This is a genomic window from Kitasatospora sp. NPDC085879 (genome assembly GCF_040686255.1).
In the GTDB taxonomy this organism is placed as follows: Bacteria; Actinomycetota; Actinomycetes; order Streptomycetales; family Streptomycetaceae; genus Kitasatospora.
The window spans coordinates 60081-86415 of record NZ_JBFBJZ010000037.1 but is presented as its reverse complement, the minus strand read 5'-3'; the positions used below and the strand labels follow the sequence as shown (position 1 = coordinate 86415).

Genomic DNA, 26335 nt, shown 5'->3' with positions numbered 1-26335 from the left:
CGAGAACACCGCCTTCCCCACGCAGACCAAACTCACCCTGGCGGTCGCAGCTTGACCCGCTAACCGCATCGGATGTCTTCGTCGCCGCCCTGGAACAAGGCTCGACCTCCTGGACGGCCCTGCTGGACGCACAGCGCCTGGAACCGGGTGCCGACACCGCGGCCGTCACCGCCGCCCAACTCCGCGAGGTCCTGCGCTGCGTCTTCAACGCCGGACACTGGAAGATCGGCGACCCGCCGGTGCTGATCGTGGCGGACGCCGGTTACGACGGCCCGCGCCTGGCCTGGCTCCTGCGGGACCTGCCCGTCCAGGTCGTGGTGCGGATGCGCTCCGATCGGGTCTTCTTCAATCCCGTGCCCGACGACCACCGCATCGGCCCGAAAGGCGGCCAGCCCCCGCGTCACGGAGCTCGGTTCGAACTTGCCGACTCCGCCACCTGGCACGAACCCGACAGCGACAGCAAGCACGCGACCCGCCGCTACGGCACCGCCCGCGTCCGCGCCTGGCACCGCCTCCACCCGCGCATCTGGCGCCGCTCGGCCTGGAGCGACTATCAGGGCCAACTACCCATCGTCGAGGGAACCTTGATCCGACTCGACGTCGATCACCTGCCCTCCGGCGGCACCCCGAAGCCGGTGTGGTTGTGGTTCTCCGATCCCACGCCCTCCGGCACGGACACCGACACCGCATGGCACGCGTTCCTGCGACGCTTCGACCTGGAACACACCTTCCGCTTCCTGAAGCAGACCCTCGGCTGGACCCGCCCGAAACTGCGTGAACCTTCCGCGGCCGACCGCTGGACTCGCCTGGTCCTGGCCGCCCACACCCAACTCCGCCTCGCCAGGAGGCTGTCCGCCGACCTACGCCGCCCCTGGGAACGGCCCCAGCCCGCCGAACGCCTCACCCCCGCCCGAGTCAGGCGCGGGTTCCGCAACATCCGCACCGCTCTGCTCTGCCCGGCGGCTGTTGCGAGACCCTCCCGACCCGGACCCGGGCGCCCACCCGGCCGGCCCAACCACCGCCGAGCCCCCGACTACGACGTCGGACTCGCACTGGTCACCAACCAGTAGCGAACAGGCAGGCGAGGATCCGAACGCGATAGAAGATGATCACCGGAGGTAAAACGACAAGCTTACTGTCGCGCGGGTCTGTACGGTCATCGACTCTGGCTCGTAATCGGTGGTAACCAGGAGTGACGGGCGTGTCCAGCCAACGGTGTATCTCGTGTGATGTGAGTTATCGGCGGCCGACGGAGAGTCGGCCGTCGAAGGCGATGTCGAAGGCCTGGAGTGCGGGCTTCCATCGCATGGTCCAGCGTTTGCGGCCCTGCCCGGTGGGATCCAGGCTCATGACGGCCATGTAGACGCACTTGAGCGCCGCGGCCTCGTTCGGGAAGTGCCCGCGGGCCCGGACAGCCTTCCGAATACGCGCGTTCACGCTCTCGATGGCGTTGGTCGTGCAGACGATCCGGCGGATCTCCACATCGAACTGGAGGAACGGCACGAACTCGGCCCAGGCGTTCTCCCAGAGCCGCACGATCGCCGGATACTTGCCGCCCCACTCCTCCTGGAACTCCAGGAAGCGGTCCTCCGCCGCGCTCGCGGTCGGCGCCGTGTAGACCGGCTTGAGCGCGCGGGAGATCTTGTCCCAGTCCTGGCGGCCCGCGTAGCGGAACGACGCCCGCAGGAGGTGAACTATGCAGGTCTGCGTCACCGCCTGGGGCCAGACCGCCGAGATCGCGTCCGGCAGGCCCTTGAGCCCGTCGCAAACGACCATGCACACGTCCTCGACGCCCCGGTTCTTGATCTCGGTCAGGACCTGGAGCCAGTACTTTGCGCCCTCGCCGCCGTCGCCGGCCCACAGACCGAGGATGTCGCGGGTGCCGTCCACCGTGACGGCCAGGGCGATGTAGATCGGCCGGTTGGCCACCTGACCGTCGCGGACCTTCACGTGGATGCAGTCGATGAAGATCACCGGGTAGACCGGGTCGAGTGGCCGGTTCTGCCACTCCGCCATCCCGTCCATGACCTTGTCGGTGATGGTCGAGATGGTCTGCTTGGACACGCTCGCGCCATAGACCTCGGCCAGGTGGGCGGAGATGTCACCGTGCGTCAGACCCCGTGCGGACAGCGACAGCACCATCTCGTCGACGCCGGTCAGCCGTCGCTGGCGCTTCTTGACGATCTGCGGCTCGAAGCTGCCCTCGCGGTCCCGCGGGACGGCGATCTCGACCGGGCCGACGTCCGTCAGGACCGTCTTGGAGCGGACGCCGTTGCGGCTGTTGCCGCTGCCGGCACCGGCCGGATCGTGCTTCTCGTAACCGAGGTGGTCGGTGATCTCGCCCTCGAGGGCGGACTCCAGCACGCGCTTGGTCAGCTGCTGCAGCAGCCCGCCCTCGCCGGTCAGCTGGAGCCCGCTCGCGCGGGCCCGTCGACCAGTTGCCCGATCAACTGGTCGTCCAGCAGGTCCGCCGCCAGCTCGACGGGCCGGACCTCTTCAACCGCCTCAACCGAGGCAGTCACGTCACTCATCAGGTGCTACTTCCATGATCGGGAGATACACCGATGACCGTACAGACCCCCGACCACCCCTTGCCGTCCATAGCGCCTCTGCGTGTCAAGCGGCTGTGGCGAGTTGGGTGCGATGGTCGCGTTTCGTGATCCTGTAGACGACGCTGGACAGGCGCCGCTTGAATGCTCGGCGGGCCTCGGAGGGGGTCTTTCCTTCGGCGATCGTGCGCTGGTAGTACTCCTGGCCGCGGCCGCCGTCGCGGATCTGAAGGATGGCGATGACCTGCAGGACCGAGTTCAGGGCCCGGTTGCCTCCAGTATTGAGGCGGTGACGCACGTTGTTGCCGCTGGAGGCGTCAAGCGGCGCGCTACCGGTGTAACTGCCGAAGTGGTGCTCCGTGGGGAAACGGGTGATGTCGCCGACATGGCCGACGACCTTGGCGGCAAGCACCGGGCCGACGCCTGGCAAACCGGTGAGGCTGGTACCGCTGGCATCCAGGGCCCCACGCATCTGGGCCTCGTTGTCCTTGACGAGGCGATCCAGTCGTCGCAGGTCGGCCAGCAGGTCGCGGGCTATGTCCCGGCGGCAGTTGTCGGTCGCGGTGGCGGGGCGGATGCGCTTCACCGCGGCGGCGGCCTTGTCGGCGGACAGGCCGGTGGCCACGCCACCTGGAATCAGATCGCGCAGGACGGCGTGCAGCCGGTTGAGCACGCGGGTGCGCTCGTGGACCAGGTCGTCGCGGCGCTCGGTCAGCAGCCGCAGCACCGTGGACTGGTCCTCGGCTGCGACCTCCCACAGGTCAGGGCGGAACAGAGCGACCTGGGCAACATGCCGGGCGTCGGCCTCGTCGGTCTTGCGACTGCCACCAGTGCCCAGCAGCCGGGCGCGGGCGGAGAGTGTGGAGGACACGTCGACCACGTGCTCGCCCGCCGCGGCCAGCTGCTGGGCGAGGGAGCGGCCCAGCCCACCGGCGCCCTCGGCCGCGAAGCGACGCTCGGGCCAGGACTCACACCAGGCCATGAGCTGGCGGAATGTCCCGGCGTTGACGACGAACCGCCGTTGCGCCAACTGATGGCCGGAGGTGTCGACGGCGACGGCGGTGTGGGAGGACTTGTGCGGGTCGATACCGATCAGGATCACGGGCAGCCGGCCTTGCGCTCGATGAGGCGGGAGGAGGACTGCGGTGGGCACCCTGACTTGAAGTGGTGTCACGTCCATGCCTCTGTCGAGCCACACCGCGCGGGTGTCGGCCGGCGGCGGCACGCTACGGAAGAGCCAGCCAGACGGCGGCAAGGGGCACACCGGCCCGTGCCGACCGACACCCTGGACGCTACGGCTGCAGACCGAGCATCTGGGTCCGATTCAACAAGTCAGGGGCATCGCACTTGACCTGCCGCATGCTCTCGTCGAGTGGGTAAACATGCTGATCGTCACCCGAGAGGGTGACCGCCGCTGCAAGCTCAGACCCTCGTAGCGCGCCCTGGTGGCGCTGGTGTACCTGCGCAAGCACGACACCCTCGCCCAGATCGCCGCCGGCCTCCGGATCAGCGTCGGCACCGCCCACGCCTACGTCCACCAGGTCATCAACCTCCTCGCCAGCCGTGCCCCCCGGCCTGACCCGGCCCTGCGCGACTCCGACCCTGAGTACGCCCTGGTCGACGGCACCCTCGCCGAATGCGATCGCATCGGTGACGGCGGGGCCGACTACTCCGGAAAGCACCGCCGCCACGGTGTGAACCTACAGGTCATCACCGGTCCCGAAGGAAAATTCGTCTGGATCTCGCGGGCGCTGCCGGGCCGCACCCACGACCTGACCACCGCCCGCACCCACCGCATCGTGAACACCTGCGTCCGGCTCCGCGTCCCGGTCCTAACCCCTACGGGGCCTTCCGCCTCGATATGGACAAGCGCCTCGACCTGCCGCTGACACCGGCGCTGCCCGGCCCACGCCGAACAACCGATCACGTCACACACGTCTCGGTCTGACATGGGATCGAGGAGCCCGTCCGCTGCGATCACCGAGCCCTCGGAACACACGGCATCCTGGCGGGGCCCGAAGACCTATCGAACGATGACCGCCCTCGGCAGCCGAGTAGCGACTACGGCAGGCCGACTTGCTGTCGTGCCATAGGGTCAGGCAGTGACCAGCTCCCTGTCCGCTTCCGAATGCGCTTGCGTCGATGAGTTGCTGCTGGAGGGCGCCGGCGGCCCGAGTGCACGGTATGTGCGCGACCAAGCGTGCGGCGTGTACAAGGCGGTGCACGCCGGGGCGGTGATCGCCCCCGAGGACGTCGGCCGCTTGGTGCACCTGCTCGGCACCCCAGAGGCGGTCGTCAACGAGCCGACTGAGCCGGCCCGTCTGCGCGACGAGAACCGTCGCTACACCACGACGGCGGTGCTGATCCACGCCTGCCGCACGGACGAGCCCGACCTTGTCCGACAGCTCCGGCGGGCGGCACCGTCCGAGATCCACCACGTCGACCTTCGCCTCCCGCTGTCGGCGCCCTGCCTGCTCGCGCTCTACGAGGGCCTCGCCCGGGAGGGCCTGAGCGTTCGTCACGCCGCCATGCAGATGGCCAGCAACATCCACCGGCAGACCGACACCACGCCGATCCTCGACACCGTCATCGGCGAACTGGCCTCCCCGGAGCACGGCTGCGGCTACCGCCGGGTCGCCCCCGCCGACCGCGCGCGAAGGGCGCTGGTCGCCCACAGCCTCAACACCGACGACTTCGACGATCTGTGCGCGCGGGTCGCGGCAGCGGTCGACCCGTCCGCATCGACCCAGAACGCGCTGCGCACGCTGGCCGCCCTGTACACGGTGGCCGAACATTTCGACCGGGTGACCAGTCTGGTCGGACGTGCCGGCACCGGGCCGCGGTCATCGGTGGAATCCACGACGCCGTCTGCGAGGTCGCCTGGAACCTGGAGCATGCGTGGCCCGTGCCCGACATCCACTACCCCTTCGCAGAGGCCATCACCGTCACCGAGGGGCTGGCAACCAACCCCGGCCACCGCACACAGGTGGAGGACATCCGCAAGCGGCACCACGGCCTCCGTCCCAGGAACGCGACACCGGGGAGCCTGCCCATGGCGGACATTGCCCACCCAGGGTGAAGAGGGGAGCCGATGCCGCTCGTCACGAGGCAGGACGACCTGTGATGAGGAGACGCCCCGTGCCTGTTGCTGTCGGGAAACAAGGTGGCGACGGTGAACGACGCCGAGAGACGTGAGCGAGGAGATGGCAACACTTGCAGTGACCGGCCACATCAACATCGCCGAGTCAAGCGAACCGTTGATCAGAGAGGCCCTGTTGGCCCTGCTCGAAGGCTATCCCGCGTCGGAACTGACCGGGGTGTCCTGCCTGGCCGAGGGATCCGACGCGCTGTTCGCCGACGCCGTACTCAGCGTAGGCGGGAAGCTCGTCGCAGTTCTGCCGTCCAGGGACTACCGGCAGCGCATGGTCAGCCCACGCTACGGCGATGAGTTCGACCGCCTGTGTCAAGCCGCAGCGGAGGTGACGACGATGCCGCACCAGAGAGCCACCGGCGCCGCTTACGCCGCCGCCAACCGCGAACTACTGCACCGCGCCGAGCTTCTGGTGGCAATCTGGGACGGCCGGCCGGGGAGCGGCCGGGGCGGAACAGCAGACGCGGTCGCCGCGGCTCGTACTGCAGGGCTTCCCGTGCACGTCATCTGGCCGGCAGGCGCCGCCAGGCAGGACCGACAGCGCGAACCGGGACGCAAGAAGCGACGCTCTCGACCCGATTTCTGACAGGCAGTGACCGGAAGTCATCAAAGGCGTGAGCCCCCTCGGTCCGCGCATGAGCGGTGGCGGGGGGCTCAATAGCCGGCTGAAACTGTCGGGAAACGATGGCGGACTCAAAGGGCTGCGGGTGGGCGAGGAGGGCTGGCGCTTCCACTCGTTCGCGCAGGCCGGCCGCGAGCTCGGCGAGGCGCAGCCGCCCGCGCCGTGGCCGGGAGGCCGCACGCAGTGGGTCCTGGCCGGTGCTTCGCGGCCGCCACCGACTACGCGCAGACCACCGGCGCGACCTACGTCGAGGGCTTCGTCCTCGTCCCCGGCCCGGCGCAGTGGCCGGTCTGCGCACACGCGTGGTGCCTGCGCGACGGCGCGGTGGCCGATCCCTCGCTCCCGGACGGGCACGCAGCCCGCTACGGGATCCCGCTGGCCGCCGACTACGGCCGCCGCGAACAGGCCCGCCGCGGCACCCACGCGGTCCTCACCGACCCGGACGAGCCCTGGGCGGTGGTGAACGAGGAGGCCCTGCGCGACGGCCTCCCCGCGGAAGCGGTCCTGTCCGGGGCCACCCGGGATCGCACGGCCGCGGCTGTTCAGGGAGTACAGCGCTGCCCGAGTTCGCCGAGCCGGGTCGGACGTGTGTGCCGGGGCGCGGCTTGACCGCCCGGTGTCGGTGCTGGCCGCGCGGGTGCTCAACCGTCCGCTGGAGAAGGTCCGGGGAGGTCGAGTCGGGCCTGGGCGAGGAACCCCTGCCGAGTACGACCATCTGCCGCCGTTGCACGCGCGCGAGACAGGTCTGCCCCTGGCCCACCGCTACGGCGAGGTCACGCCTGGGCGGTCCGTCACACCGGGCGGCGGCCGGCTGACCGTCGAGAAAAGTGCCGGGCACCACCGGATCAGCCTGGACCACCTGGGGTGCGACGCGCAGACCACAGAGGCGAAGCGCGCGGCGTTCATCCGGCTCGCCCTCGCCGCGGAGGCCCACTGGCTGCTCGCCGTCGAACTGAGCGACCACACACCCTCGACCGGCTCGCCGCCGCCATCGAGACCGCCGGTCCCGTCCGCCCCGCCCAGGAACGGAGTTGAGGCTGCCGGGGCGAGAGGGCCAGGGCGCGGGTGTGTCTTCCCACCACCCCAGGCCGCACCCTCGCCCCCGACACCACTCGGGCCAGGACGGCGCTGTGGTGGCCGCCGGGTTGTGGTCGGCGGGGTGTCGGTGCTCGTTCCTACGATCACGGTCGTGTCCGATGCCTTCACCGTCCTGTGGACCCACGATGTCTGCCGTGCCCTGCGCCGGGCCGGGCGTGCCGGTCAGCGGCCGCCGGTCGCCTTCAGCGGCGTGCACACCTCCCTGCCCGCCTGGTCCGGCGCCCAGATGGGCGACGAGGTGTATGCGGTGCATGTGAACCGCCGCGCCGTCCACGTGGTGAGCCGGATGCGGATCACCGACCTGGAGCGGGGGGAGTGCTGCGGCGCGGCCCCCGGCAGCTGGGAGGAGCCCGCGTTCCCCGGGCACGCCGACTGGTCGATGCTCGGCGCCGGCTGCTGCGGCGCCCGGCCGGTGCACGTCGAGGGCACACCCGTGCGCTTCGACGTGCCGATCCCCGGCGACGTCCTCGCCGAGCTCACCTGGCGCAACGGCCGGGGCCGGACCCGACAGCTGAAGTACGTCGCCGACGGGCTCCTCGAACGTTCGATCAGTCTCCAGGGCTTCTACCGCCTCACCCCCGATTCCGCCGACGAGCTGGCCAGGATCATGGACGGCGCCACCCGCTGACCCGGGGCCCGGACGGCGGGCGGCATTCTCAGGCCATACGGCCGGGGACCGGTCCCGCGGGCCGTCGGGAGCAGGTAGAACGGACCGCAACAGCCGGGCGGGGGGCGGGGCGCAGCTGTGGCGCCGCCGTGCTGTCCGGGGTACCCCGATACTGGACGGGATGTGCGGTGCTCGCTGCGAAGCCGCAGCAGATCGCCTTGGCGGGGCTGCAGGCCGCCGTGGGCGAGGTCGTCGTCGGTGAACACCATCTCGCGCTCAGCCGTGTCGAGCGGATCGCGGCGCTGCCCGCGAACGAGCTCCTGCCGGTCGCGAACGGGGGCCCCGAGGCGTTCACCGCCCTGTTCCGGGCGGCCGTGGCCGACCCGGTCCACGGCGCGGACCACCTCTGCGACCTGTTTCGTCTACGCCCTCGACTGGGCCGCCCGCAAGGGCGACACCGTGGTGAACCCGCCGGTCGTGGGGAAGATCGTCGCGAAGGCCATGACCCAGGTGAGCGCGGACCAGATACGCGCCCTCGTCGCCTGCGCGTCGCCCGCCGGCCACCGGCGCAACGGCGATCCCGAGCATCTGGTCGTCCCGGACACTGGCCACGATGTCACCCGGCTCCCCTTCGTCCTGGCTGACCTGCCCGGGAATCTGGCCGGCAGGATCTGATCCGACCGGGTTGTGCGGCCGCTCGCCCCGCCCGCCGACCGCCTGCGGCCGGGTCGGCCCGGCTGCCACGGCGCCGAGTGAGCGCTCGGCGAACCGCCACCCGGCCCGCGCCGCAGCACACCGCGCGAACCGCGCGCTTGCGCTTCGGTGCCCTCGAGGCGGCCCTCGCCGAGTGCGCACTGATGCCGGATCGCGCCGCGACTCAACGGCCGACCCGCTCGGCCAGCTCCCGGCGTGTGCTGAGACCGAGCTTCGCGTAGATCCGCTGCAGGTGGTTGTCGACCGTGCGCACCGAGATGGTGAGCCGGGCGGCGATCTCCTTGCTGAGCATGCCCCGGGCGGCGAGCAGGGCGATCTCCTGCTCCCGCCCGGTGAGCTGCGCGGTGCCCTCGTCGGCCGCTGCGAGAGCCGGGGTCCGCGCGCCCTCGCAGCGGTCCGCCAGTGTCCTGGCTCGAAGGGCCGCCGCCGTGGCCGGGCGGGCCTGGCCGGCCCTCCTCAGCAGAGTGGCAGCGGTGGAGCTGGCCTCGGCCGCCAGCAGGTCGGCCCCCATCCGCTCCAGATCGTCCGCGACGGCCAGCAGTCGCTCGGCGTCCCCCGCTGCCCAGGCGGCGGCCAGGTCGGCGCGTGCCCGGTAGAAGCGGCCTTCGCACCTGTCCGCGATCTCCGCCAGCCGGCCGGCGACCTCACGTGCCCCGCCCAGCCGGGCCAGATCGGTCAGCAGTACGGCCTCGAACGCGATGTGCCCGCGCTCGGCGGCCTCCCCGGCCGCCTCCCGGAGCACCGTGCGGGCGCGGGTCAGTTCGCCGCGCGCGACGTGCAGCCAGGCCTCGCCGAGGTGCGCCGCCGAACCCGGCAGCGGGGCCCGCTCGGCCAGGGCCGCCTCGGCCGCCGCGACGTCGCCCTGCAGGGCGGCGACTCCCGCCAGCCCTGCCAGCGCCATCTGCAGCCCGACCGCACTGTGCGGCCGCGCCACCCGGGCGGCCTCCGCGAACCAGCGCCGGGCCCGGCCGGGGTGCCCGGCCCGCCAGGCCCCCCGGCCGAGGTAGAAGGCCACCATCCAGCGGTCGGTGTGCTCGTTCGCGGCCTCGATCAGCGCGTAGGCCCGCTCGCCGACGGCCCGGGCCTCGGGCAGGTCGCCGTACTCCGTCAGGGCCACGGCCAGCACGGACAGGTGTGAGGACTCATGGGTGGCCGTCGCCTCGCGCGTCTCGACGGCGGGCTGGACGGCGAGTGCGCGGCGGGCCCAGGCCACGGCCTGCGCGCCCTGGCCGAGGAAGGCGAGCGACAGCGCCTTGGCTGTCGCGGCCATCAGCCACAGCTGCACGCCCGGGCCCTCGTCCGGTTCGGCCGGCAGGTCCGCGCACAGGGCCAGACTGTGCGCGAACTCGCCCACCGCGAACGCCGTGTAGGCCTCGTTGACCGCAAGCGCCCGCGTGCCGAAGGGGCTGGTGACCCGGCTGCGGGCGGCCTCGATCACGTCCAGCACCTCGCGGCGCGGGGCGCCGAGCCCCCAGACCAGGTTCTGCGTGCGCAGCATCACCACGGCCAGCACCTGGGACTCGTCGGCGGCGAGTGCATCCGCCTCGGCCAGGACCTCCTCCGCCGGCCCGAAGTCACCGGCCTCGTACAGGGTCCGCCCGAGCAGCAGGCGGATCTCGAAACCCTGCTGCTCCTCGGGCACCGCCCGCAGCAGTGCCAGCGCGCGGGGGTACTCCCGGGCGTGCGCGGCCAACGTGGCGGCCTGCACCAGGAGCGCATGGTCTGCCGTTCCGGTGGCCGCCAGCTCGTAGGTGGCCAGGTGCAGTGCGTCCTCGCGGCGGCGGACCCCGCGCTCCCGCGTCACGGTGACATGCCGCACCAGTGTCTCCCGGCGACGGATCGCGGTCATGTCGGCGCGCAGCACCTCACCGTAGAGCGGGTGGGCCAGTCGCACGGAGGTGCGCCGGCGCTCCTGGGCGACCACGATCAGCCCGGTCTGCTCCAGCCGGTCCAGCGTCTCGGACTCGGCCTCCAGGGCGAGGCGGGTCAGCGAGAGCGGCTCGCACAGCGACAGCAGGTCCAGGACGCCGCGGTCGGCCGGTGAGGCGACCGACAGCCGGGCCCGGACGAGGTCGGTCAGGCGCCGGGTGGCGGGCAGCCGCTCCGCGGTCAGCTCCCAGATCTCCCCGTCGCCGGTGAGCGTCCCACCGGCCACCGCCCCGGCCACCAACTCCCGCAGGTACAGGGGGTTCCCGCCGCTGGCGGTGAACAGCCGGCCGACGGTGTTGCGGCCGACGGGCCCACCGAGCACCCGCTCCAGCACCGTCTCGACCTGTGCCCGGCCGAACGGCTCCAGGTCCACCTGGTGCACCGCGTCGCCGTGCCCGAGCGCGGCCACCGCCTCGCCGCCCGGGGCATCGGAGCGCACCGTCGCCAGCAGCAGCACCAAGCCTGCGTCCATCAGCTGCCGCAGCAGCATCACCGAGGCTGCGTCCAGCAGATGAACATCGTCGACCAGCAGAACCGTTCGGGAGCGCACCGACGCCGGGGTGCGCAGTCGCCGGGCCACCTCGGCGAACCCTTCCACCGGGTCGGACACCCCGACCCCGTCCGGAACCAGATGGGCCAGGGCACCCAGCGGCACCGACGCCGCGGCAGCCGTGGCCACGGCCCGCCCCACGGCGTGCCCGGCGGACTCCGCACGTTCCGCGCACTCCTGCGCGAGCCGGGACTTCCCCACGCCCGCCTCGCCGAGAACCAGGAACGCCGAGAACCGTGGGTCCGCCAGGACCTTCCCGAATTCCTCCAGCTGCGCCTCACGGCCCACCAGCGGCCAGCGCTGGTACACATTCCCGGAGTCCATGCCGCTCACCGACTCTCCTTCCGCCACCGGGGGGACATCGGCGTACGTGACGACTGCGACGCGGCCCCAGGAGCTGCGAAGTATGCCAGAGGGAGCGGGGAAGTCCGTTGCGAGTATTTCCGCTTCGCAGACCCCCAAGGCTGACTTCGAACGGGCCGGGCCGTCGCAGACCATGGCTGTCGCGGTCGACGGCCAACCGTGCGCACCGGCTGGACGGGTCCTGCAGTCTCGGTGGCCTCCTCCAGGATGGGGTCCTCCGCGGCCTGCTCGCCTGCGGTCCCAGGAGGCGGGCCGTCCGGCCCGTCATACCGACGCCGATCCCGGGGTGGGCATCCGCCACAGCAGGGGCGGGGCTGACGAACAGACAGGCGCCGACCTGTCTGGTCGCCGACCTGATCGGCCGGCTCGACCTGTACGCGGCCCGGGCCGCCGACCACCGGCTCGGGGAGGTGGCCCTGCTCCCGACCGAGCTGCACGCCCGCCAGCGCGCCGCCACGCACTCCGGGGCGTCACCGTCCGAGGTGCCGGGCGTCCGGGAAGCCGCCGGGACGCCCTCACCACCGGCGACGTGATCAGCGAGAGCGCGGTCCGCAGCGCCGCCCGATAACTGCGGCCAAGACACGGGGGGCCATCCGGAGTCGTCGCCGTGACACCGCAGTGGAATTGCGCATGCCGCGATGATCACCGACCGGTCGCGCATTATTGATGAGTAATCTCTACTTAATTTTCCCCGCGCCCGAAAGTCGGCTCGGCAATGACCGAACCACGGATTCGAACTCCTTGACGCAGGGTCGGACCGGCTGGCAGGGTGTGAATCACACGCCCAACCAGTACCCCGAAAGGGAGGGATTCACATGTCCCGAGAGGATGCGCTCGAGTTCGCCATGGCGCAGATGGCCTCCGATGGCCTTCTCTCCGTGAAGGACGTCGCCGCCGACATTGCCGTCAGCGACGAGGCCGGCGAGGCCGATCGGATGCCGTGGCTCATCTGAGGTGGAATTCCGCCCGATTGCGCACCCCCAGGGGTCGCGCAATCGGGCGGAATTGTCTCCAGTGACAGAATATTTCCCCGCAGGCATTCAGGAGGTACGACAGCCCATGGACAGGACGAGCACTCTGGCCTTGACGGGTTCCCCGGACGAGCAGGTCTGGCAGGGCGTGTCGAATCTCGTGGAGAGTTACGTCGCCCCGCGCGCCGACGATCTGGTCTTCATTCTCTACACGGTTGACGCCCGCGATGCGGCGGCCTGGATATTTGCCGAATTATCCAGCAGGGGCATGAGGCCCACGCTGTTCGGCATGAACCCGATTCATGACGCCACGGTCGAACAGCGCCTTCGGGCGGCGCTTCCGGCCCCGAGCACCGCCCGCAGGATTGTTCTGCTGACCGTGGAACGCGACAGCATGTCGCACTTCATGGAGATCCGGCGAGCCCTCGCCCCCCATCCTCCGGAGTCCTGGTCCGTGTTGAGGATCATCAATGCGTCGGAGGAGTTCTTCCGGCACTCGATGAGCGTCAGCCCGCAGACACTGTCCGCGATCAACGGTGCGCTGCTGAAGCGCATGATGCCTTCGCGCAGTCTGCACATCTCCAGTTCGAGTGGGACGAGTCTCGATGTGGAGATCGACTCCACCCGCTACCGGTGGCTCAGTAATCGCGGCGCGCGCCGAGACGGTGCGTTCATGATTCTGCCGCCCGGCGAGGTGAGCACGTTCCCCGCGAACATCAACGGTCGCCTGGTAGCCGACGGAGCCTTCAACGTGACGGCGTTCACGGCCGCCGATGCCCGTCTGGGGCAGCACCCGGTGACACTCGAGATCGAGGAAGGGCGGGTCGTCGACTTCTCGTGCGCCTCACCCGAGATCGAAGGGCTCATCCGACGCTGCATGACGTATCAGAACTGCGACCGAGTGGGCGAACTCGGGTTCGGCACCAACGTCGGTACCCAGGGGTTCATCGCCATGAACTCTCACATCAACGAGCGTCATCCGGGTGTTCACATCGGTCTCGGCCAGCACGGCCAGAAGGACTCGGTCGTCCAGTACACCGCAAAGATTCACCTGGACCTCATCACGTCGGACGCAAAGATCCGCACGGACAGCGGCGAGGTCATCGACAGCACGGACCTCATGTCGTTCCGAGACGAATCCCATCCGAATCCGATCGAGTCCGGCATCAACGAGGAAGACATCGACGGAGATTGCTGCGGGCTCATCCCGGTCGAGGTCGAACGGGCGAAGGCCGAGTATCTGAGGCTGAAGAACTGCGGGGAGCGCCAGCCGTCCGGCTGATCCGGGCCCTTTCGCCCCGTGACGTCCCAGACGCAACCCGACCCGAACAAGACTCCTCCACCACGGAAGGCACTCGAACCATGACCTCATCGCCGACCGGGCCCGAGAGCCTGAGCGCCCTGCGAGTCGTCGACGCGGACACCCACATCACCGAGCCCCACGATCTGTGGACCTCGCGGGCGCCCAGGGGATTCGAGGACCGTGTGCCGCGCGTTGTGACGAGGAACGGCGACCCGATGTGGGTCATCGACGGCAAGGCGCTCGGCCGCGCAGGCGCGGCCGGCGTTGTCACGCGTGACGGCAGCCGCAGCAAGGGCTCGGCGTTCATCGACTGGACCTTCGACGAGATCACACCCGCCGCCTACGAGGTGAAGGCCCGGCTGGAGCTCATGGACCGGCTCGGGGTGTGGGCGCACATCGTCTACCCGAACACCGCCGGCTTCGGCGGTGAGCGCTTCGCCTCGGTCGCCGACCCGGAACTGAAGCTGCTGTGCGTGACGCTCTACAACGATGCGATGGCCGAAATCCAGGAGGAGTCCGGTCAACGGCTGTTCCCGATGGGACTGATCCCGTGGTGGGACATCGAGGCGTCGGTGGCCGAGGTCCGGCGCATGCACGGGCTCGGGCTGCGGGGTGTCAACACGACGATCGACCCGCAGCAGTCCGGCCTGCCGGACTTCTCCGACCGAGCCTGGAATCCCTTCTGGGAGGTGTGCACGGATCTGGGGCTGCCGGTCAACTTCCACATCGGCGCCGCACAGGGCAGCGACCACTGGTTCGGGTCCTCGCCGTGGCCGGGCCTGGGCACGGACCAGAAACTCGCCGTGGGCTCGGCGATGATCTACCTGACCAATGCGCGAATCCTGGCGAACTTCATCTATTCCGGTGTCCTGGAGCGCCACCCGCGGCTGAAGATCGTATCCGTGGAGAGCGGCATCGGCTGGATCCCGTTCTTCCTCGAGACGCTCGAACACCAGCTCGACCAGATGACGCCGGGCACGATGGACTACCTGTCGATGTCGCCGACGGAGTACTTCCGACGGCAGATCTACGCCTGCTTCTGGTTCGAGAACCGCGACATCGCCCACACCATCGACCGCGTCGGTCCGGGCAACGTCCTGTTCGAGACCGACTTCCCGCACCCGACCTGCCTCTACCCGGACAGCCTCGACGTGGCCAAGGCCGCACTCGACCAGCTCGCACCGGACGTGGTGCGCCAGGTGATGCAGGACAACGCCGTCCGCCTCTACAACCTTCCGCTGCCGACATGACCCGTCCGGGCGGGCGCCGTCCCTCACGGTTGCCACCGCTCGGGGCCGGTCCGGCCCTCACCGCCGACGTCACGGTCCGCGGCGTGGCCCTCCTGCGGCCTGCTCCCCCGACGCCGCTGCAGGTGGTCCGCTGCCGGCCTGCCGGACCGGCAGCGGAGAACGTACGACCGCGCGGCACAAACGCGCTACCAGGAAGGCGCCATGTCACACCCTCAGGTCGACACCGCACCCGGGGACCCTGCCCCCGTCCGCAGCTCCGGCGATCCGACGCCGAGGTCGGCCCGCGAGATCCGCCTGGTGATGATCGGCCTGATCATCATCATGCCGCTGACCACGCTCGACAACCTGATCGTCGGCACCGCGATGCCGACCGTCGTCGGCGACCTGCACGGCTCCGCGCACATGGCCTGGATCGTCACCGCCTACACGCTCGCCACCGCCGCCTCCACCCCGATCTGGGGAAAGGCCGGCGACCTGTACGGCCGCAAGGGCACCCTCCTCGTCTCCGTCGTCGCCTTCCTGCTCGGCTCCGCCCTGTGCGGCCTGGCGCAGTCGATGAACGAGCTGATCGCCTTCCGCGTCCTCCAGGGCCTCGGCGCCGGCGGTCTGATGGTCAGCTCGATCTCGATCATGGGAGCCATCGTTCCGCTGCGCCGACTCGGCAGATATCAAAGCTTTTTCACGGCCGTCATGACTGCGGCCACCGTCGGCGGTCCGCTGCTCGGAGGGTTCGTCACCGACCACCTGAACTGGCGGTGGACCTTCTTCATCAACGCTCCGCTCGGCATCGTCGCACTGGCGTTCATCGCCGTGGTCCTGAAGCTGCCCGCGATGCGATCCCACGCAAGGATCGACTACATCGGCGCCCTGCTGCTCACCGCCTGCATCACCGCCATCGTCCTCCTCACGAGCTGGGGCGGACACCAGTACCCCTGGGCCTCCCGGCAGATCCTCGGCCTGTCCGTGCTCGCCGCAGCCTCGCTCGTCGGCTTCTGCTGGGCCGAGCGGCGCGCCGAAGAACCGGTGATCCCGCTCGAACTGTTCAAGAACCGGAACTTCGCCGCGATCTCCGTCATCGGCTTCATCGCAGGCCTCGCGCTGTTCGGCGCCGTGACCTTCCTGCCGCAGTACCAGCAGATCGTCCAGGGCGCCTCGGCCACCAACTCCGGCCTGCTTCTCGTCCCGATGATGTTCGGCATGCTCGTCGTCTCCCTGCTGGCCGGCCGGAGCGTGACCAGGACCGGCACGTACCGGATCTACCTGATCGCAGGGACCGCGGTCATGACGGGCGGCTGCCTGCTGCTGTCCACCCAGGGCACTGGCACCACCCGCCTCGCCTCCGCCTGCTACATGGCAGTACTCGGGGCCGGCCTGGGCCTCCTGATGCAGATGACCGTGTTGGTGGCGCAGAACAGCGTGGACCTGAAGGACCTCGGCGTGGCCAGCTCCTCGGCCGCTTTGTTCCGCACCATCGGCGGCTCGCTCGGCGTGGCACTGTTCGGCGCGTTGTCCGCCCACCGGGTTGACGGTGTGATGAAAGCCGCCGTCCCCGGTTTCTCCCCTGCAGGCGGCTCCGAGACGGGCCCCGGCGGTCTCAGGCAGTTGCCGAGCCCTGTCCTGACCGCCTACCAGCACGGCCTGAGCGCCGGCATCCACACCGTCTTCACCTGGGCGGGCCTGATCGGTCTCGTTGCCGTCGCCGCCTCGCTGATCATCCGCGAGGTCCCCCTACGCGGCGACACGCAGGAGCCACGGCATCGATCCCGGGCCGACTGACGGCACTGGCGGTCCGGCGCACCGTCAGGAACGATCCGCCCCACCCCTCCACGTCCGATGCAACGCCCCGCGACCGCCGCAGCGAACACGCTGTCAGTCCTGCTCCGTCGGTCGTCGTGGAGGCGGGGTTGCCAAACCGGCGAATCGGCACAGATCGGCCATGTTATCTGGCAGCCCCACGGAGCGAGCCAACTTCGATATTTCTCCAGTGGTGCGCCACGCTTCCGATGCCGTAGCAATGGCCACCACCACGTCCCGCTGTCTTGCACTCAGATCGACAAACCGGCCGTCAGGCCCCACCGGGGCTTCGAAGGCAATTTCCAGCAGGGCCCGGCCGACGACATGTGCGACGTGATGAGTCAGTCGGGGGAGGGCGCCCAGCATGGCCTCGAACGCATATGGATTCCCTTCGCTTTCAAGCATCATCAGTGAATATGCGGCGTAGGAGATCGGATCCGAATTCCAGAAGGGAAACATCAGCCCCGGGACTCCGCCACACCAACCGAACATCGTTGAAGCCAGCTCATCGACGATCCTGCCGTCAACCGTAGGGGCATGCAGTCGCGCCAAGCCGAAGGCCGCCGCCTTGCGATTCGCCATGTCCTTGCTGTCGAGTGCACTCTCGAGCAATCCGTCGAAAGACCGGTCTCCCGGGGCGGCCAGCAGGGCGACAGAGAGGAGCGCCGACGCGGCGACGGTCGGGTCGACGTCCTTTTCGGCTGCGCGGAGAAGGTCAGGTATCGACGTTGCGGAGTACTGAGGAAACCAGGCGAGTGCATGCACTGCCGCCAGTCGCAGCAGGCTGTCGGATTCTGTCAGCAGACGCTGGAAAACAGGAACCCCCAGAGCCACCGCTTCGTAGCTCCGCAGTGCGTGGATGTCATACCTGTCGTCCTGATGTTCATTCACGACAGGATGCTTGATGTCCTGGATTTCATTGCGCCACTGGGCCAGGCCGGCCAGCGTGATTCCATGAGGCAGGCAACAGGTGTCGTCCCCCAGGGCCAGTGAGACCAGGAGTCCAAGAATTTCGAGCCTGTCAGGAGCATCCTCGTCCGCGACCAGGTCCAGAAAGAAAGGTACAGCTTCGGCACTCGCCGCAAATCTGTCGCCCTGGTGGCAGATCTTTCCGTAAAGACGGTGCAGGGCGCTCTGGCGATCGCTCTGGTTCGGCGAGCGCAACGCCATCAACAGTGGTGGTACGTCGTCTGCAGGTCCGTAACAGTGAGTCAGCCCCGACCAGTCGATCTCATGAATGTTCTGCCAAATCTCCCGCATGATTCATCCCAAGTGAACGGAGGCATCCCGGTCGGTCAGTGGACGACGACCGGTTCGGGTGCGGTCGGCCGGTAGTGGTCGGCGTGGCCCTCGATGTGCAGGTGCGGCAGGCGCCGCTCCAGTGCGGCGGGGAGATGCCAGTTGGCGCGGCCGAGCAGGTGCATCACGGCGGGCACCAGCAGGGTGCGCACGAGGGTGGCGTCGATGAGGATCGCCGATCCCATGCCGATGCCGATCAGCTTGATGGCGATGTCCGGCGAGGGGACGAACGCCGCGAACACCGCGACCATGATGGCGGCCGCGGCGGTGATCACCCGGGCCGTTCCGGCGAGGCCCTGCACGATGGACTCGGCGTTGTCCCCGGAGCGCAGCCAGGCCTCACGCATCCGGCTGACCAGGAAGACTTCGTAGTCCATGGAGAGTCCGAACAGGACGGCGAAGGTGAGCACGGGGACGAAGGCGGGCAGCGGGGTCGGGTTGTCGATGCCGACCAGGCGGCCGATCGCGCCGCCCCGGAGCACCAGGGCGACGATGCCGTAGGAGGCGCCGACGGAGAGCAGGTTCATCGCCGCGGCCTTGAGGGCGACGGCGAGGCTGCGGAAGGCGGCGAGCAGCAGGAGCATCGAGACCGTGACGACGCCGCCGACCAGCAGCGGGATGCGTCGGGCGATGTTGTCGGTGCTGTCGATGGCGCCGGCGGTCGTGCCGCCGACGTGCACCGTGACCCCGGGTGCGGCCGCGGCGGGCAGGACGTGGTTCCGCAGGTCGCGGACGATGCGCTCGGTGGCGGGGTCCTGCGGGCCCGTCCTCGGCACGACGGTCATCAGCAGGGCGCGGCCGTCGGGGCTGAGCTGTGGTGGCGTGACGGCGAGGACGCCGGGGGCGGCGGCCAGTGCGGCGGGCAGGCCGGCGGCCGCGTCGACGGGGGTGCCCGGGGCGAGTTCGGCGACGAGCACGAGCGGCCCGTTGCTGCCGGGGCCGAAGGCGGCGGCAACGGTGTCGTACGCGGCGCGGTTGGAGCGCCCCCGGGGGTCGTTGCCGGCGTCGGGGAAGCCGAAGCGGACGGTCAGGAAGGGTGCGGCGAGTGCCAGCAGGACGGTGGTGCCGACCAGCGTGGCGAGGATCCGGTGGCGCTGGACGAGGAGGCTCCATCGCAGCCAACCGGGGCTGGTCTCGTTGGCGGCCGGTCGTGTGCCGCGCCGCGGCAGGGGCAGGCGCAGTCGGTCGAGGTGGCGGCCGAGGTAGCCGAGCAGCGCGGGAAGCAGGGTGGCCGAGGCGGCGAGCACGACGAGGACGGAGAGGATGGCGGCGAACGCGGCGCCGCGCATGAACGACAGGCCCATGGCGAACAGGCCGAGCATGCTGACGACCACGGTGAGGCCGGCGACCATGACGGCGCGTCCGGCGGTGTCGAGTGCGGCGACCGTGGCGGTGTGCGGGGCGAGGCCGTCGGCCCGCCATTCGCGGTAGCGGGTGACCAGGAGCAGGACGTAGTCGATGCCCACGCCGATGCCCAGCATCCCGGCCAGAGAGATGGACCAGTCGGGGACGGGCAGCAGCGCGGCGAGGACGGGCAGGAGGGCGCTGCTGACGGCGAGGCCGCCGAGGGCGGTGAGCAGGGGCAGGCCGGCGGACACGACCGAGCCGAAGGTGACCATGAGGATGATCGCGGCGGCGGCCAGGCCGATGCCCTCGGAGCCGATGGCGCCCTGTTCGGCCTGCCGGACGGCCACGCCGCCGAGGTCGGCGTGGAGTCCGCCGTGGGCGGTGGCGGCGAGGTCGAGCAGGTGCCGGGTGTCCTCCTTGGGCATGTCGGGGGCGCCGGCGACGTCCAGGTGGATCTGGGCGAGTGCGGTGCGGCCGTCGGGGGATGTCCGGCCCTGCGGGCCGTAGGGGTCGTCGATGCCCTGGACGTGCGCGACCTTCGCCATCCGCTGGACCAGGTCCTGTACCTGGGTGCGGACGGCGTCGGCCCGCACACCGTCGTCGGCGTGCAGGACAAGGCCGATGCTCTCGCCGGAGCGGGCCGGGAAGTGCTCGGTGAGCAGCTGCTGGGCCTGCTTGGAGTCGGAGCCGGGGGCGGTGTAGTCGGCGCTGTACTTGTCCCCGAGCGTGGCGGAGAGGCCGAAGGCGGCCACGACGGCGAGCAGCCAGATCAGCAGGGTGCGTCCGCGGTGGTGGAAGCTCCAGCCGGCGAGCCGTCCGAGCGGGCCGGGCCGGTGGCCTGTCGTGGCGGGTCCCGGGGGGACGGGTCCGGCTTTGCTCGGGCTCTGGGCCACGGGTGCTCCTGGTTCTACGGGTCCGGCAGGGTGTTCGACATCCTGCGTCGGAAGAGTGGTACGGCCGAGCACGGCCGTACGGTCGGAGGCGGGGACGGGGTTCCGATGGAGTCAAATCGAAATGATCGACTGCGGGAGTCGGATGTGCTTGAGTAATCGCCACTCGGTTGTCCGTGGTGAGCGGACCTGTAGCCTGATCGCGCCCGGGACCGGGGCACGCGCGTGCCCCGCCTCAGTGATCCAGGCAGGCCACATCCGCGTTGTCGGGTGAGGCGCGCATCCACAGGGTGGCGGGGCCGACCCCGGCCGGACGGCCATGAGGCTGACGCCAGAAGCGCGATGGTCAGAGGGCAACACGCCCCTGGATGAGGCCGGTTACTCACAGAGACGCCAGTGGCGTCACCCGAACCGATCTTGTCCGGGTTCTAGGAGTTGGAGGTGTTGCATGTTCGGAGCCAAGGCACGCTTGGAGGCTCGAATAAAAGAACTCGAGCGGCGATTGGAGGGGTTCGACGGCGAAGTCAGCCGGAGGATCAGTGAGATTGCGGACCAATGTCTGGGTGACCCGGAGCAGCGGGTCCGCTTCCTGCTGAACTCGGTGGCCACGGATCTGCAGCGCGACCTGGCCGTTGCACTCGAACGTGTTGAGCAGGCCGGCGTCCTCGCCGGGCGGATCCAGGAGCAGGCCGCAGCGGAGGGCGCAGGGCAGGAGCGATTCTTCGCGGAGCTCGATCGCGTGTACCACGCGAAGGCGACCGGCTACGTGGCCATCTACTACACCGGCGGCCGTCCCGCTCCTGTGAAACTTCTTGTCGGGTCAACTCGCTGGCCCGATCTGTCAGTTGGCGAGCTGGATCCTGGAGCTGATTCCAGCGCCTTTTCCGGGGGCGTGGTGCGCCGGGGAGAGTACTGGACGGCACAGTCGAAATGGCAGAGCAAGTCAATCAAGATTGTCTTCACGCCCTTTCTCTGAGTAGGGTCGGGGACTGGCGCGGTGGCTGATGCTCCGTTTCCAGTCCCCGCCGCTTCAAACCGTGCATGCAGTTCTCCCGCACACGGCTTTCCGACATCGTTCACCGGCTGGCATGCGCCGTCGCCCCGCGTACGTTCCCGGTCAGGCGGTAGACCCCGAGCCGAGTGATCCACCCATAGGTGTAACGGGTGGTCCAGTTGCGGCCCGCGAGCCCGTGCTTCCGGCTGGCGAAGATCGCCAGCCGCTCGTGGACGTAGCCATCGACCGCGTTGAACTTCCGCCCCGAGTTGCCGTTGCGGAAATATGCGGCCCAACCCCGAAGGACGGGGTTGAGGTCGGCCACCACGGCGGCCACCGGCCGCTCAGTCCGGGACCTGGAGGTCACCGCGCGGACCTTGTCCCGCAACACCCCCAGCGCCCGTGCCGAGGGCCAGCGTTGCAGGTAGAACCTGCCCCGCCACTTCCACGACTCCACCTTCCGGTGGTGGAATCCGAGGAAATCGAAACCCTGCCCGCCCCCGGTGAGGCAGACGAGGCCGGACTTCTCCGGATGCAACCGCATCCCGAGCACGCCCAGCACCACCGCCGCCAGCTCGCGCGCCAGCTCGGCGCGGTGCCTGGTCGGCGACAGGACCACGAAGTCATCGCAGTAGCGCACCAACGTCCCCAGCCGCCGGCCGTGCGTCTGCCACGCCTCGTCGAGGACGTGCAGGGCCACGTTGGCCAACAGCGGAGAAATCGGTGAGCCCTGCGGGGTCCCCGCCCCGGTCGGGGAGGTCACCCCGCCCTCCAGCACTCCCATCCGCAGCCACGCCCGGATCAGCTTCAGCATCGACCGGTCCACCACACGCCTGGCCACCTGGGCCATCAGCGCGTCGTGATCGATCGTCCCGAAGCAGTCCCGGATGTCGGCCTCGAACACCCACTCCTGCCGCTGGTTCGCCGCGACGCGCACAGCCTCGCACGCGTCGATCGCGGACCGTTTGGGCCGGAACCCGTAGCTCGCGTCAGTGAAGTGGGCCTCGAAGACCGGTTCGAGAACAAGTTTCGCGGCCGTCATCACCACCCGGTCCGCCACGGTGGGGATCGACAGCGGCCGCAACTCCCCCGGCCGCCCCGGCTTGGGGATCTGGACCCGCCGCAGCACCGACGGACGATACGTATGCGTCCGCAACCGCTCCGACAGGTCCTGGAGGAACTCATCCACCCCGGTGGCGGCCACCGCGTCGACGGTCACGCCGTCCACGCCGGGGGCTCCCCGGTTCGCACATACGCTGGACCACGCCCGCCACAAGACGTCCATGCGGTGGACGTGGCCGTACAGGGCGTGGAACCGGCGTTCGGGTTCTTGCTTGGCACAGCGGTAGAGCGTCCACTGCAAGGCTCGGACCTTGTCCAGAGGACGCCGCTCAGCGCGGCCTGTGTCCTCCCGGCGGGCGGATCTAGCCGTTTCGGCACTCACCCGGGCACCTCCTTGTTCGTGTCACGCATCGATGAAGCAGGGGCCCTTCGCTCCTGACGGGTTGTGTTGTCCCGCCGATCGGCACTACTACGACCCCCTCCGACTGCCTCTCGACAGCCCGCCACTTCCCGGTTCCGCCGGTTATAGGCGAGCCACACTCCCGGGCCGCATGCCCGGGGCCGAGTAGGCCCTCTCCAGTTCCCTGGACACCCTTCCGACCATTCCACGCCCCTTACACCGGGAGGTTCTTGAGCGCCCGCTCCAGGATCCGGGACGCCTTCCATGGCCTTCGCCCTACAAGCACAGGCTCGGCTCCTCCTTGGCCCACCCCTTTCGGAGCGGGGGTTAAATGACGGTGCTGCAGGCTTCACTTCATGTTGCGGACTGGTCGGTCGCACGCCTCCGAAGGGCGCTTGTCACTCCACTTCGACGCCGCCCTCTCGAACGACGCCGGGAGTCAGCTACCGGGGACCCTGGCGTCTCCCCGGACCGGACTCGCACCGGCTGGCTGCCCTGAGCTTGACGCCCGGTTACATCCGAACCTCCTCTCACCTGCTCGAATGCCCGAGCTGCTGGACGTACGCTTGATCTTCAACCTCTGCCCGTGGGCCTGGGGCTGCCGGGGTCTCGTCCGACTGATCAGGAGGGCGCTTGGGTGAACTTTGCTGTGACGATGTCCGCCATGGTGGAGGCCAGTTCGCTGTCGATCCTCAGGGCGTGCTGCAGGCCGGCCAGCAGGCTTTCCGCCTTGGCGGTCACTCCCCCGGTTGCGTGGGCGAGTTCGAGGCAGCAGTGGAAGGTCTTGTGCCGCAACTGTCCGGATTCGATGCTCTCGACGGCGGAGATCGCCAGATCGAGGCTGCCACGGGCTTCGGTGGCCTTGGCCTTGGCCGCCTGGTAGTACTGCTGGAAGTCCCTTCCGTGGAACTCCGGAAGGCCTTTGGCGTAGGACTCGATCAGGGCGAGCTGCTGCGAGGCCACGTGGCCGTCGATGAAGCAGACCAGCATCATGGCGTGCACCATGATCACTTTTTGCTGGGTCGCCTCCGCTGATTCCGCGGGTAGAGGCATGGGCGTTCGGTCTCCTGTCGAAGCGCAGGTGGATCAGGCCGGGGCGGTAATGGCGGCGGCAACGGCGACGCCTGACTTGTCCTCGCACACGCGGGGAAGGTCGATCGTGAAGCGGGTCCCCTCGCCGGAAGCGGTGTCGCATGCGATCGAGCCGCCCAGGATGTCCGCCATGATGTTGCGGACGATCGCCAGGCCCAGTCCCGTGCCGCCGAGTTCCCGCCCCGACGTCACGAACGGCTCGAACATTCTGGGTCTGATCTCCTCGCTGACGCCCCGCCCCTCGTCGGCGAAGACGAGCCGGAATCCCTCCCCGTCCGGTCCTGCACCGATGTCGATGGCCACCGGTCCGCCCTCGCCGGGCTCGTACGCGTAGCGGATGGCGTTCTGCAGCAGGTTGATGACGACCTGGCTGAGATACCCGGGGTAGCCGTTCCACCCGAGGTCCAGCTCCGGCGCTGCGGTGACCACCACGTCGATACGGTGCTTCTTGAGCTCTGGTCCGATGGTCTCCACGCAGTCGTCCACGACCGTCCTGATGTCCACCAGGACGTGCTGGTCGGACATCTGCGAGGTCGACAGCGAGCGGAAGCTCCGGATCAGTCGGTGCGCGCGGTCCAGGTTCTTGTTCATCAGGCGGACGGACTCGCCCAGGTCCCCCACCAGCTCTTGTTCCTCCTGCTCCCTCGCACGGTCTCCCGGCCCGACCGACGCGATGAACCTCGTGGCGAGATCGCCGATGAGGGAGCCTGCCGTGCGGGCCACCCCCAGCGGGGTGTTCAGCTCGTGCGCGACACCGGTGACCATCGCCGCGATGCTCTCCAACCGGTCGTGGTACATCCGCTCGCGCAGCTCCTGCTCGTGCGCCAGCCGCTCACGCAGGCGCAGCGTCGCATAGGCGATGCACCAGTTCTCGGTGAAGAGACGTGCGTCTGCCAGGAGGTCCCGGCGGGCGTTGTCCGAGATCGCGTGGCTGTGGGTGACGAACACCAGGCCGCCCCGCGTCGGCGGCACCGTGGTGCTCTTCACCGCGGTCGCGCCGGAGGCCGCATCGGCCCGGTCCTCCTCCCGTGCCTCGAAGATGAGCACCGAGGTGTCGGGCTCCAGCCCGCGAAGGCCCAGCGCGGCCCCGTGGTGTGCCTCCATCAGTGCCAGCCCCTGCTCGTGCGCGCTGCGCAGCGCCGACAGTGCCGCGTCGAACCGGTGCCGCTCGCGTGCCGGCGAGTTCGCGGTGCTGATGAAGGCATCCGACTCGGCGTCCAGGTCGTAGTTGAAGACGGCGGTGCACTTGTGCTTGAGCTCGAGGAACTGCAGGGCCTCCCCCATGAAGACCTTCAGGTCGTCTGCGGTGCTGACGTGCTGAAGGGCCTTGGTGAAGCTCTGGAGCTGCTTGCCGTAGGCCAGCAGTGTGGAGATGTCCTGCGCGCTGCGCAGGCAGGCCCGTACGACGGAGAACAGCCTGCTGGGGTCCATGTCCAGTTTGTGCATGTAGTAGTCGATGTCGTACTCGTTGAGGATCGTCTCCTCCGGGACGGATCCGGCCTGGCCGGTGCGCAGGATGATGCGTGTCGACCGTGGGCACCTGGACCGGATGAGCCCGCACAGCTCCAGGCCCGAGTTCTCCCGTTCCATCACGACGTCGACGATGGCGACGTGGTAGGCCTCCGCCCCGCCGGCCAGCAGGCTCTCCGCCTCCTTCTGGCTGAAGACACTGGTCAGTTCGAACCCCTGGTCCCGCCAGCGCTTGTTCCTCAGGACGAGCTGGGTGACCGCGTGGACGTCGGGGTCGTCGTCGACGACCAGGACCCGCCAGGCCTGGGCACCGGCTTGTCTCTCACGGTGATTCAACACGGAACTCCGCCCAGGTGGAGTCGGAGTCCATCTCCCGTACGCTCTCGTGGGCCGTCTCCAGACCCCGGCGGCGTGCTTCCAGGCGGACAAGCTCGTCGTACGCCTTGAGCGCGGTGCGCACCACGGTGATCAGCCGGGTCGAGGTCAGCTCGGCCTTGGGGAGGTAGCCGTCGACGCCGTAGGCTTCGACGACCGTCTCCTCCGGCGCGCGACCGGGCTGGCCGGTGCGCAGCAGGATCCGTACGAAGGTGTTGCCCAGTTGGTCGCGGATGGCCCGGCAGGTGTCCAGTCCCGCGTGGTCGGATTCCATGACCACGTCCAGCAGGACGACCCCGATGTCGGGATGCTCCCGCATCAGCTGCAGGGCTTCGGTGGCGGACCGGGCCGACAGCAGCTCGACAGGCCGGCCCTCGTGGCTCAGCGTTCGCAGGGCGATCCTGGTGATGTGCTGGACGTCCTCGTCGTCGTCGACGACCAGCACCGTCGGCGGGTGCTGCGGCGAATGTGTGCGGATGTGCATGAGGCTGCCCCTGTTCCTCGG

General features: G+C 69.5%; 19 protein-coding genes and 3 pseudogenes. 13 read left to right on the top strand and 9 right to left on the bottom strand.

Features of this window, described 5'->3' with window-relative positions:
• A partial coding sequence (locus tag AB0P35_RS26180) for a transposase (protein WP_363515050.1) occupies positions 1-1070 on the top strand: 1070 nt, incomplete at its 5' end.
• Between the two features lie 166 nt (positions 1071-1236).
• On the opposite strand, the pseudogene AB0P35_RS26175 reads toward AB0P35_RS26180, so the two are convergent.
• Positions 1237-2531, bottom strand: a pseudogene (locus tag AB0P35_RS26175) (IS256 family transposase).
• Positions 2532-2616: 85 nt separating this feature from the next.
• Complete coding sequence (locus AB0P35_RS26170) at positions 2617-3651, bottom strand: IS110 family transposase (protein WP_363515047.1); 1035 nt, start codon at positions 3649-3651, stop codon at positions 2617-2619.
• 280 nt (positions 3652-3931) lie between these two features.
• Between AB0P35_RS26170 and AB0P35_RS26165 the strand changes: the two are divergent.
• The 7 genes and pseudogenes from AB0P35_RS26165 to AB0P35_RS26135 all read left to right on the top strand — a co-directional run.
• A pseudogene (locus AB0P35_RS26165) lies at positions 3932-4384 on the top strand (transposase family protein); the annotation flags it as partial.
• A gap of 267 nt (positions 4385-4651) precedes the next feature.
• The gene (locus AB0P35_RS26160) at positions 4652-5725 is read left to right on the top strand and encodes a hypothetical protein (protein ID WP_363515044.1); all 1074 of its coding nucleotides are present in this window, start codon (positions 4652-4654) and stop codon (positions 5723-5725) included.
• Positions 5726-5752: 27 nt separating this feature from the next.
• Positions 5753-6286: a hypothetical protein gene (locus AB0P35_RS26155; protein ID WP_363515074.1), complete on the top strand. Its 534-nt coding sequence runs from the start codon at positions 5753-5755 to the stop codon at positions 6284-6286.
• A gap of 219 nt (positions 6287-6505) precedes the next feature.
• Positions 6506-6931 (top strand): hypothetical protein, encoded by a 426-nt coding sequence (locus AB0P35_RS26150; RefSeq protein ID WP_363515041.1) that lies wholly within the window; start codon positions 6506-6508, stop codon positions 6929-6931.
• Positions 6909-7256, top strand: a pseudogene (locus tag AB0P35_RS26145) (DUF6420 family protein); the annotation flags it as partial. The gene AB0P35_RS26150 and the pseudogene AB0P35_RS26145, both read left to right, overlap by 23 nt.
• 255 nt (positions 7257-7511) lie before the next feature.
• Entirely contained in the window at positions 7512-8048 is a 537-nt protein-coding gene (locus AB0P35_RS26140) for a hypothetical protein (protein WP_363515071.1), read from the top strand.
• Between the two features lie 456 nt (positions 8049-8504).
• Positions 8505-8702 (top strand): hypothetical protein, encoded by a 198-nt coding sequence (locus AB0P35_RS26135; protein ID WP_363515038.1) that lies wholly within the window; start codon positions 8505-8507, stop codon positions 8700-8702.
• A 202-nt stretch (positions 8703-8904) separates the two neighbouring features.
• On the opposite strand, the gene AB0P35_RS26130 is transcribed toward AB0P35_RS26135, so the two are convergent.
• On the bottom strand, positions 8905-11544 hold the full coding sequence (locus AB0P35_RS26130) for a LuxR C-terminal-related transcriptional regulator (RefSeq protein ID WP_363515068.1): 2640 nt from the start codon (positions 11542-11544) through the stop codon (positions 8905-8907).
• Positions 11545-12398: 854 nt separating this feature from the next.
• Between AB0P35_RS26130 and AB0P35_RS26125 the strand changes: the two genes are divergently transcribed.
• The 4 genes from AB0P35_RS26125 to AB0P35_RS26110 all read left to right on the top strand — a co-directional run bounded on the left by AB0P35_RS26125 (position 12399) and on the right by AB0P35_RS26110 (position 16883).
• Positions 12399-12536, top strand: coding sequence for a hypothetical protein (locus tag AB0P35_RS26125; RefSeq protein ID WP_363515035.1), 138 nt, complete (start codon positions 12399-12401; stop codon positions 12534-12536).
• 106 nt (positions 12537-12642) lie between these two features.
• Positions 12643-13836: a hypothetical protein gene (locus AB0P35_RS26120; protein ID WP_363515032.1), complete on the top strand. Its 1194-nt coding sequence runs from the start codon at positions 12643-12645 to the stop codon at positions 13834-13836.
• 80 nt (positions 13837-13916) lie between these two features.
• A complete protein-coding gene (locus AB0P35_RS26115; RefSeq protein ID WP_363515029.1) occupies positions 13917-15107 on the top strand; it encodes an amidohydrolase family protein in 1191 nt (396 codons plus the stop codon).
• A gap of 201 nt (positions 15108-15308) precedes the next feature.
• Complete coding sequence (locus tag AB0P35_RS26110) at positions 15309-16883, top strand: MDR family MFS transporter (RefSeq protein ID WP_363515026.1); 1575 nt, start codon at positions 15309-15311, stop codon at positions 16881-16883.
• A 93-nt stretch (positions 16884-16976) separates the two neighbouring features.
• On the opposite strand, the gene AB0P35_RS26105 is transcribed toward AB0P35_RS26110, so the two are convergent.
• Positions 16977-18161, bottom strand: a complete 1185-nt coding sequence (locus tag AB0P35_RS26105) for a HEAT repeat domain-containing protein (RefSeq protein WP_363515023.1) — start codon at positions 18159-18161, stop codon at positions 16977-16979.
• A 35-nt stretch (positions 18162-18196) separates the two neighbouring features.
• On the bottom strand, positions 18197-20440 hold the full coding sequence (locus AB0P35_RS26100; protein ID WP_363515020.1) for an MMPL family transporter: 2244 nt from the start codon (positions 20438-20440) through the stop codon (positions 18197-18199).
• Between the two features lie 445 nt (positions 20441-20885).
• On the opposite strand from AB0P35_RS26100, the gene AB0P35_RS26095 reads away from it, so the two are divergent.
• A complete protein-coding gene (locus AB0P35_RS26095) occupies positions 20886-21413 on the top strand; it encodes a hypothetical protein (RefSeq protein WP_363515017.1) in 528 nt (175 codons plus the stop codon).
• A 100-nt stretch (positions 21414-21513) separates the two neighbouring features.
• Here the strand turns inward: AB0P35_RS26095 and ltrA are convergent, their stop codons facing one another.
• The 4 genes from ltrA to AB0P35_RS26075 form a co-directional block, all read right to left on the bottom strand.
• On the bottom strand, positions 21514-22716 hold the full coding sequence (ltrA, locus tag AB0P35_RS26090; protein WP_363515065.1) for a group II intron reverse transcriptase/maturase: 1203 nt from the start codon (positions 22714-22716) through the stop codon (positions 21514-21516).
• A gap of 798 nt (positions 22717-23514) precedes the next feature.
• The gene (locus AB0P35_RS26085) at positions 23515-23946 is read right to left on the bottom strand and encodes a hypothetical protein (protein WP_363515014.1); all 432 of its coding nucleotides are present in this window, start codon (positions 23944-23946) and stop codon (positions 23515-23517) included.
• A gap of 33 nt (positions 23947-23979) precedes the next feature.
• Positions 23980-25791: a hybrid sensor histidine kinase/response regulator gene (locus AB0P35_RS26080; RefSeq protein WP_363515011.1), complete on the bottom strand. Its 1812-nt coding sequence runs from the start codon at positions 25789-25791 to the stop codon at positions 23980-23982.
• A complete protein-coding gene (locus AB0P35_RS26075) occupies positions 25778-26314 on the bottom strand; it encodes a response regulator (RefSeq protein WP_363515008.1) in 537 nt (178 codons plus the stop codon). Before AB0P35_RS26075 ends, AB0P35_RS26080 begins: the two co-directional genes overlap by 14 nt.
• Between the last annotated feature and the right edge of the window lie 21 nt (positions 26315-26335).

Coding starts and splice junctions, on each gene's coding strand:
- AB0P35_RS26155 (WP_363515074.1), top strand. CDS start 5,753: ATGGCAACACTTGCAGTGACCGGCCACATCAACATCGCCGAGTCAAGC.
- AB0P35_RS26130 (WP_363515068.1), bottom strand. CDS start 11,544: ATGGACTCCGGGAATGTGTACCAGCGCTGGCCGCTGGTGGGCCGTGAG.
- AB0P35_RS26125 (WP_363515035.1), top strand. CDS start 12,399: ATGTCCCGAGAGGATGCGCTCGAGTTCGCCATGGCGCAGATGGCCTCC.
- AB0P35_RS26120 (WP_363515032.1), top strand. CDS start 12,643: ATGGACAGGACGAGCACTCTGGCCTTGACGGGTTCCCCGGACGAGCAG.
- AB0P35_RS26115 (WP_363515029.1), top strand. CDS start 13,917: ATGACCTCATCGCCGACCGGGCCCGAGAGCCTGAGCGCCCTGCGAGTC.
- AB0P35_RS26110 (WP_363515026.1), top strand. CDS start 15,309: ATGTCACACCCTCAGGTCGACACCGCACCCGGGGACCCTGCCCCCGTC.
- AB0P35_RS26105 (WP_363515023.1), bottom strand. CDS start 18,161: ATGCGGGAGATTTGGCAGAACATTCATGAGATCGACTGGTCGGGGCTG.
- AB0P35_RS26095 (WP_363515017.1), top strand. CDS start 20,886: ATGTTCGGAGCCAAGGCACGCTTGGAGGCTCGAATAAAAGAACTCGAG.
- ltrA (WP_363515065.1), bottom strand. CDS start 22,716: ATGGACGTCTTGTGGCGGGCGTGGTCCAGCGTATGTGCGAACCGGGGA.
- AB0P35_RS26085 (WP_363515014.1), bottom strand. CDS start 23,946: ATGCCTCTACCCGCGGAATCAGCGGAGGCGACCCAGCAAAAAGTGATC.
- AB0P35_RS26075 (WP_363515008.1), bottom strand. CDS start 26,314: ATGCACATCCGCACACATTCGCCGCAGCACCCGCCGACGGTGCTGGTC.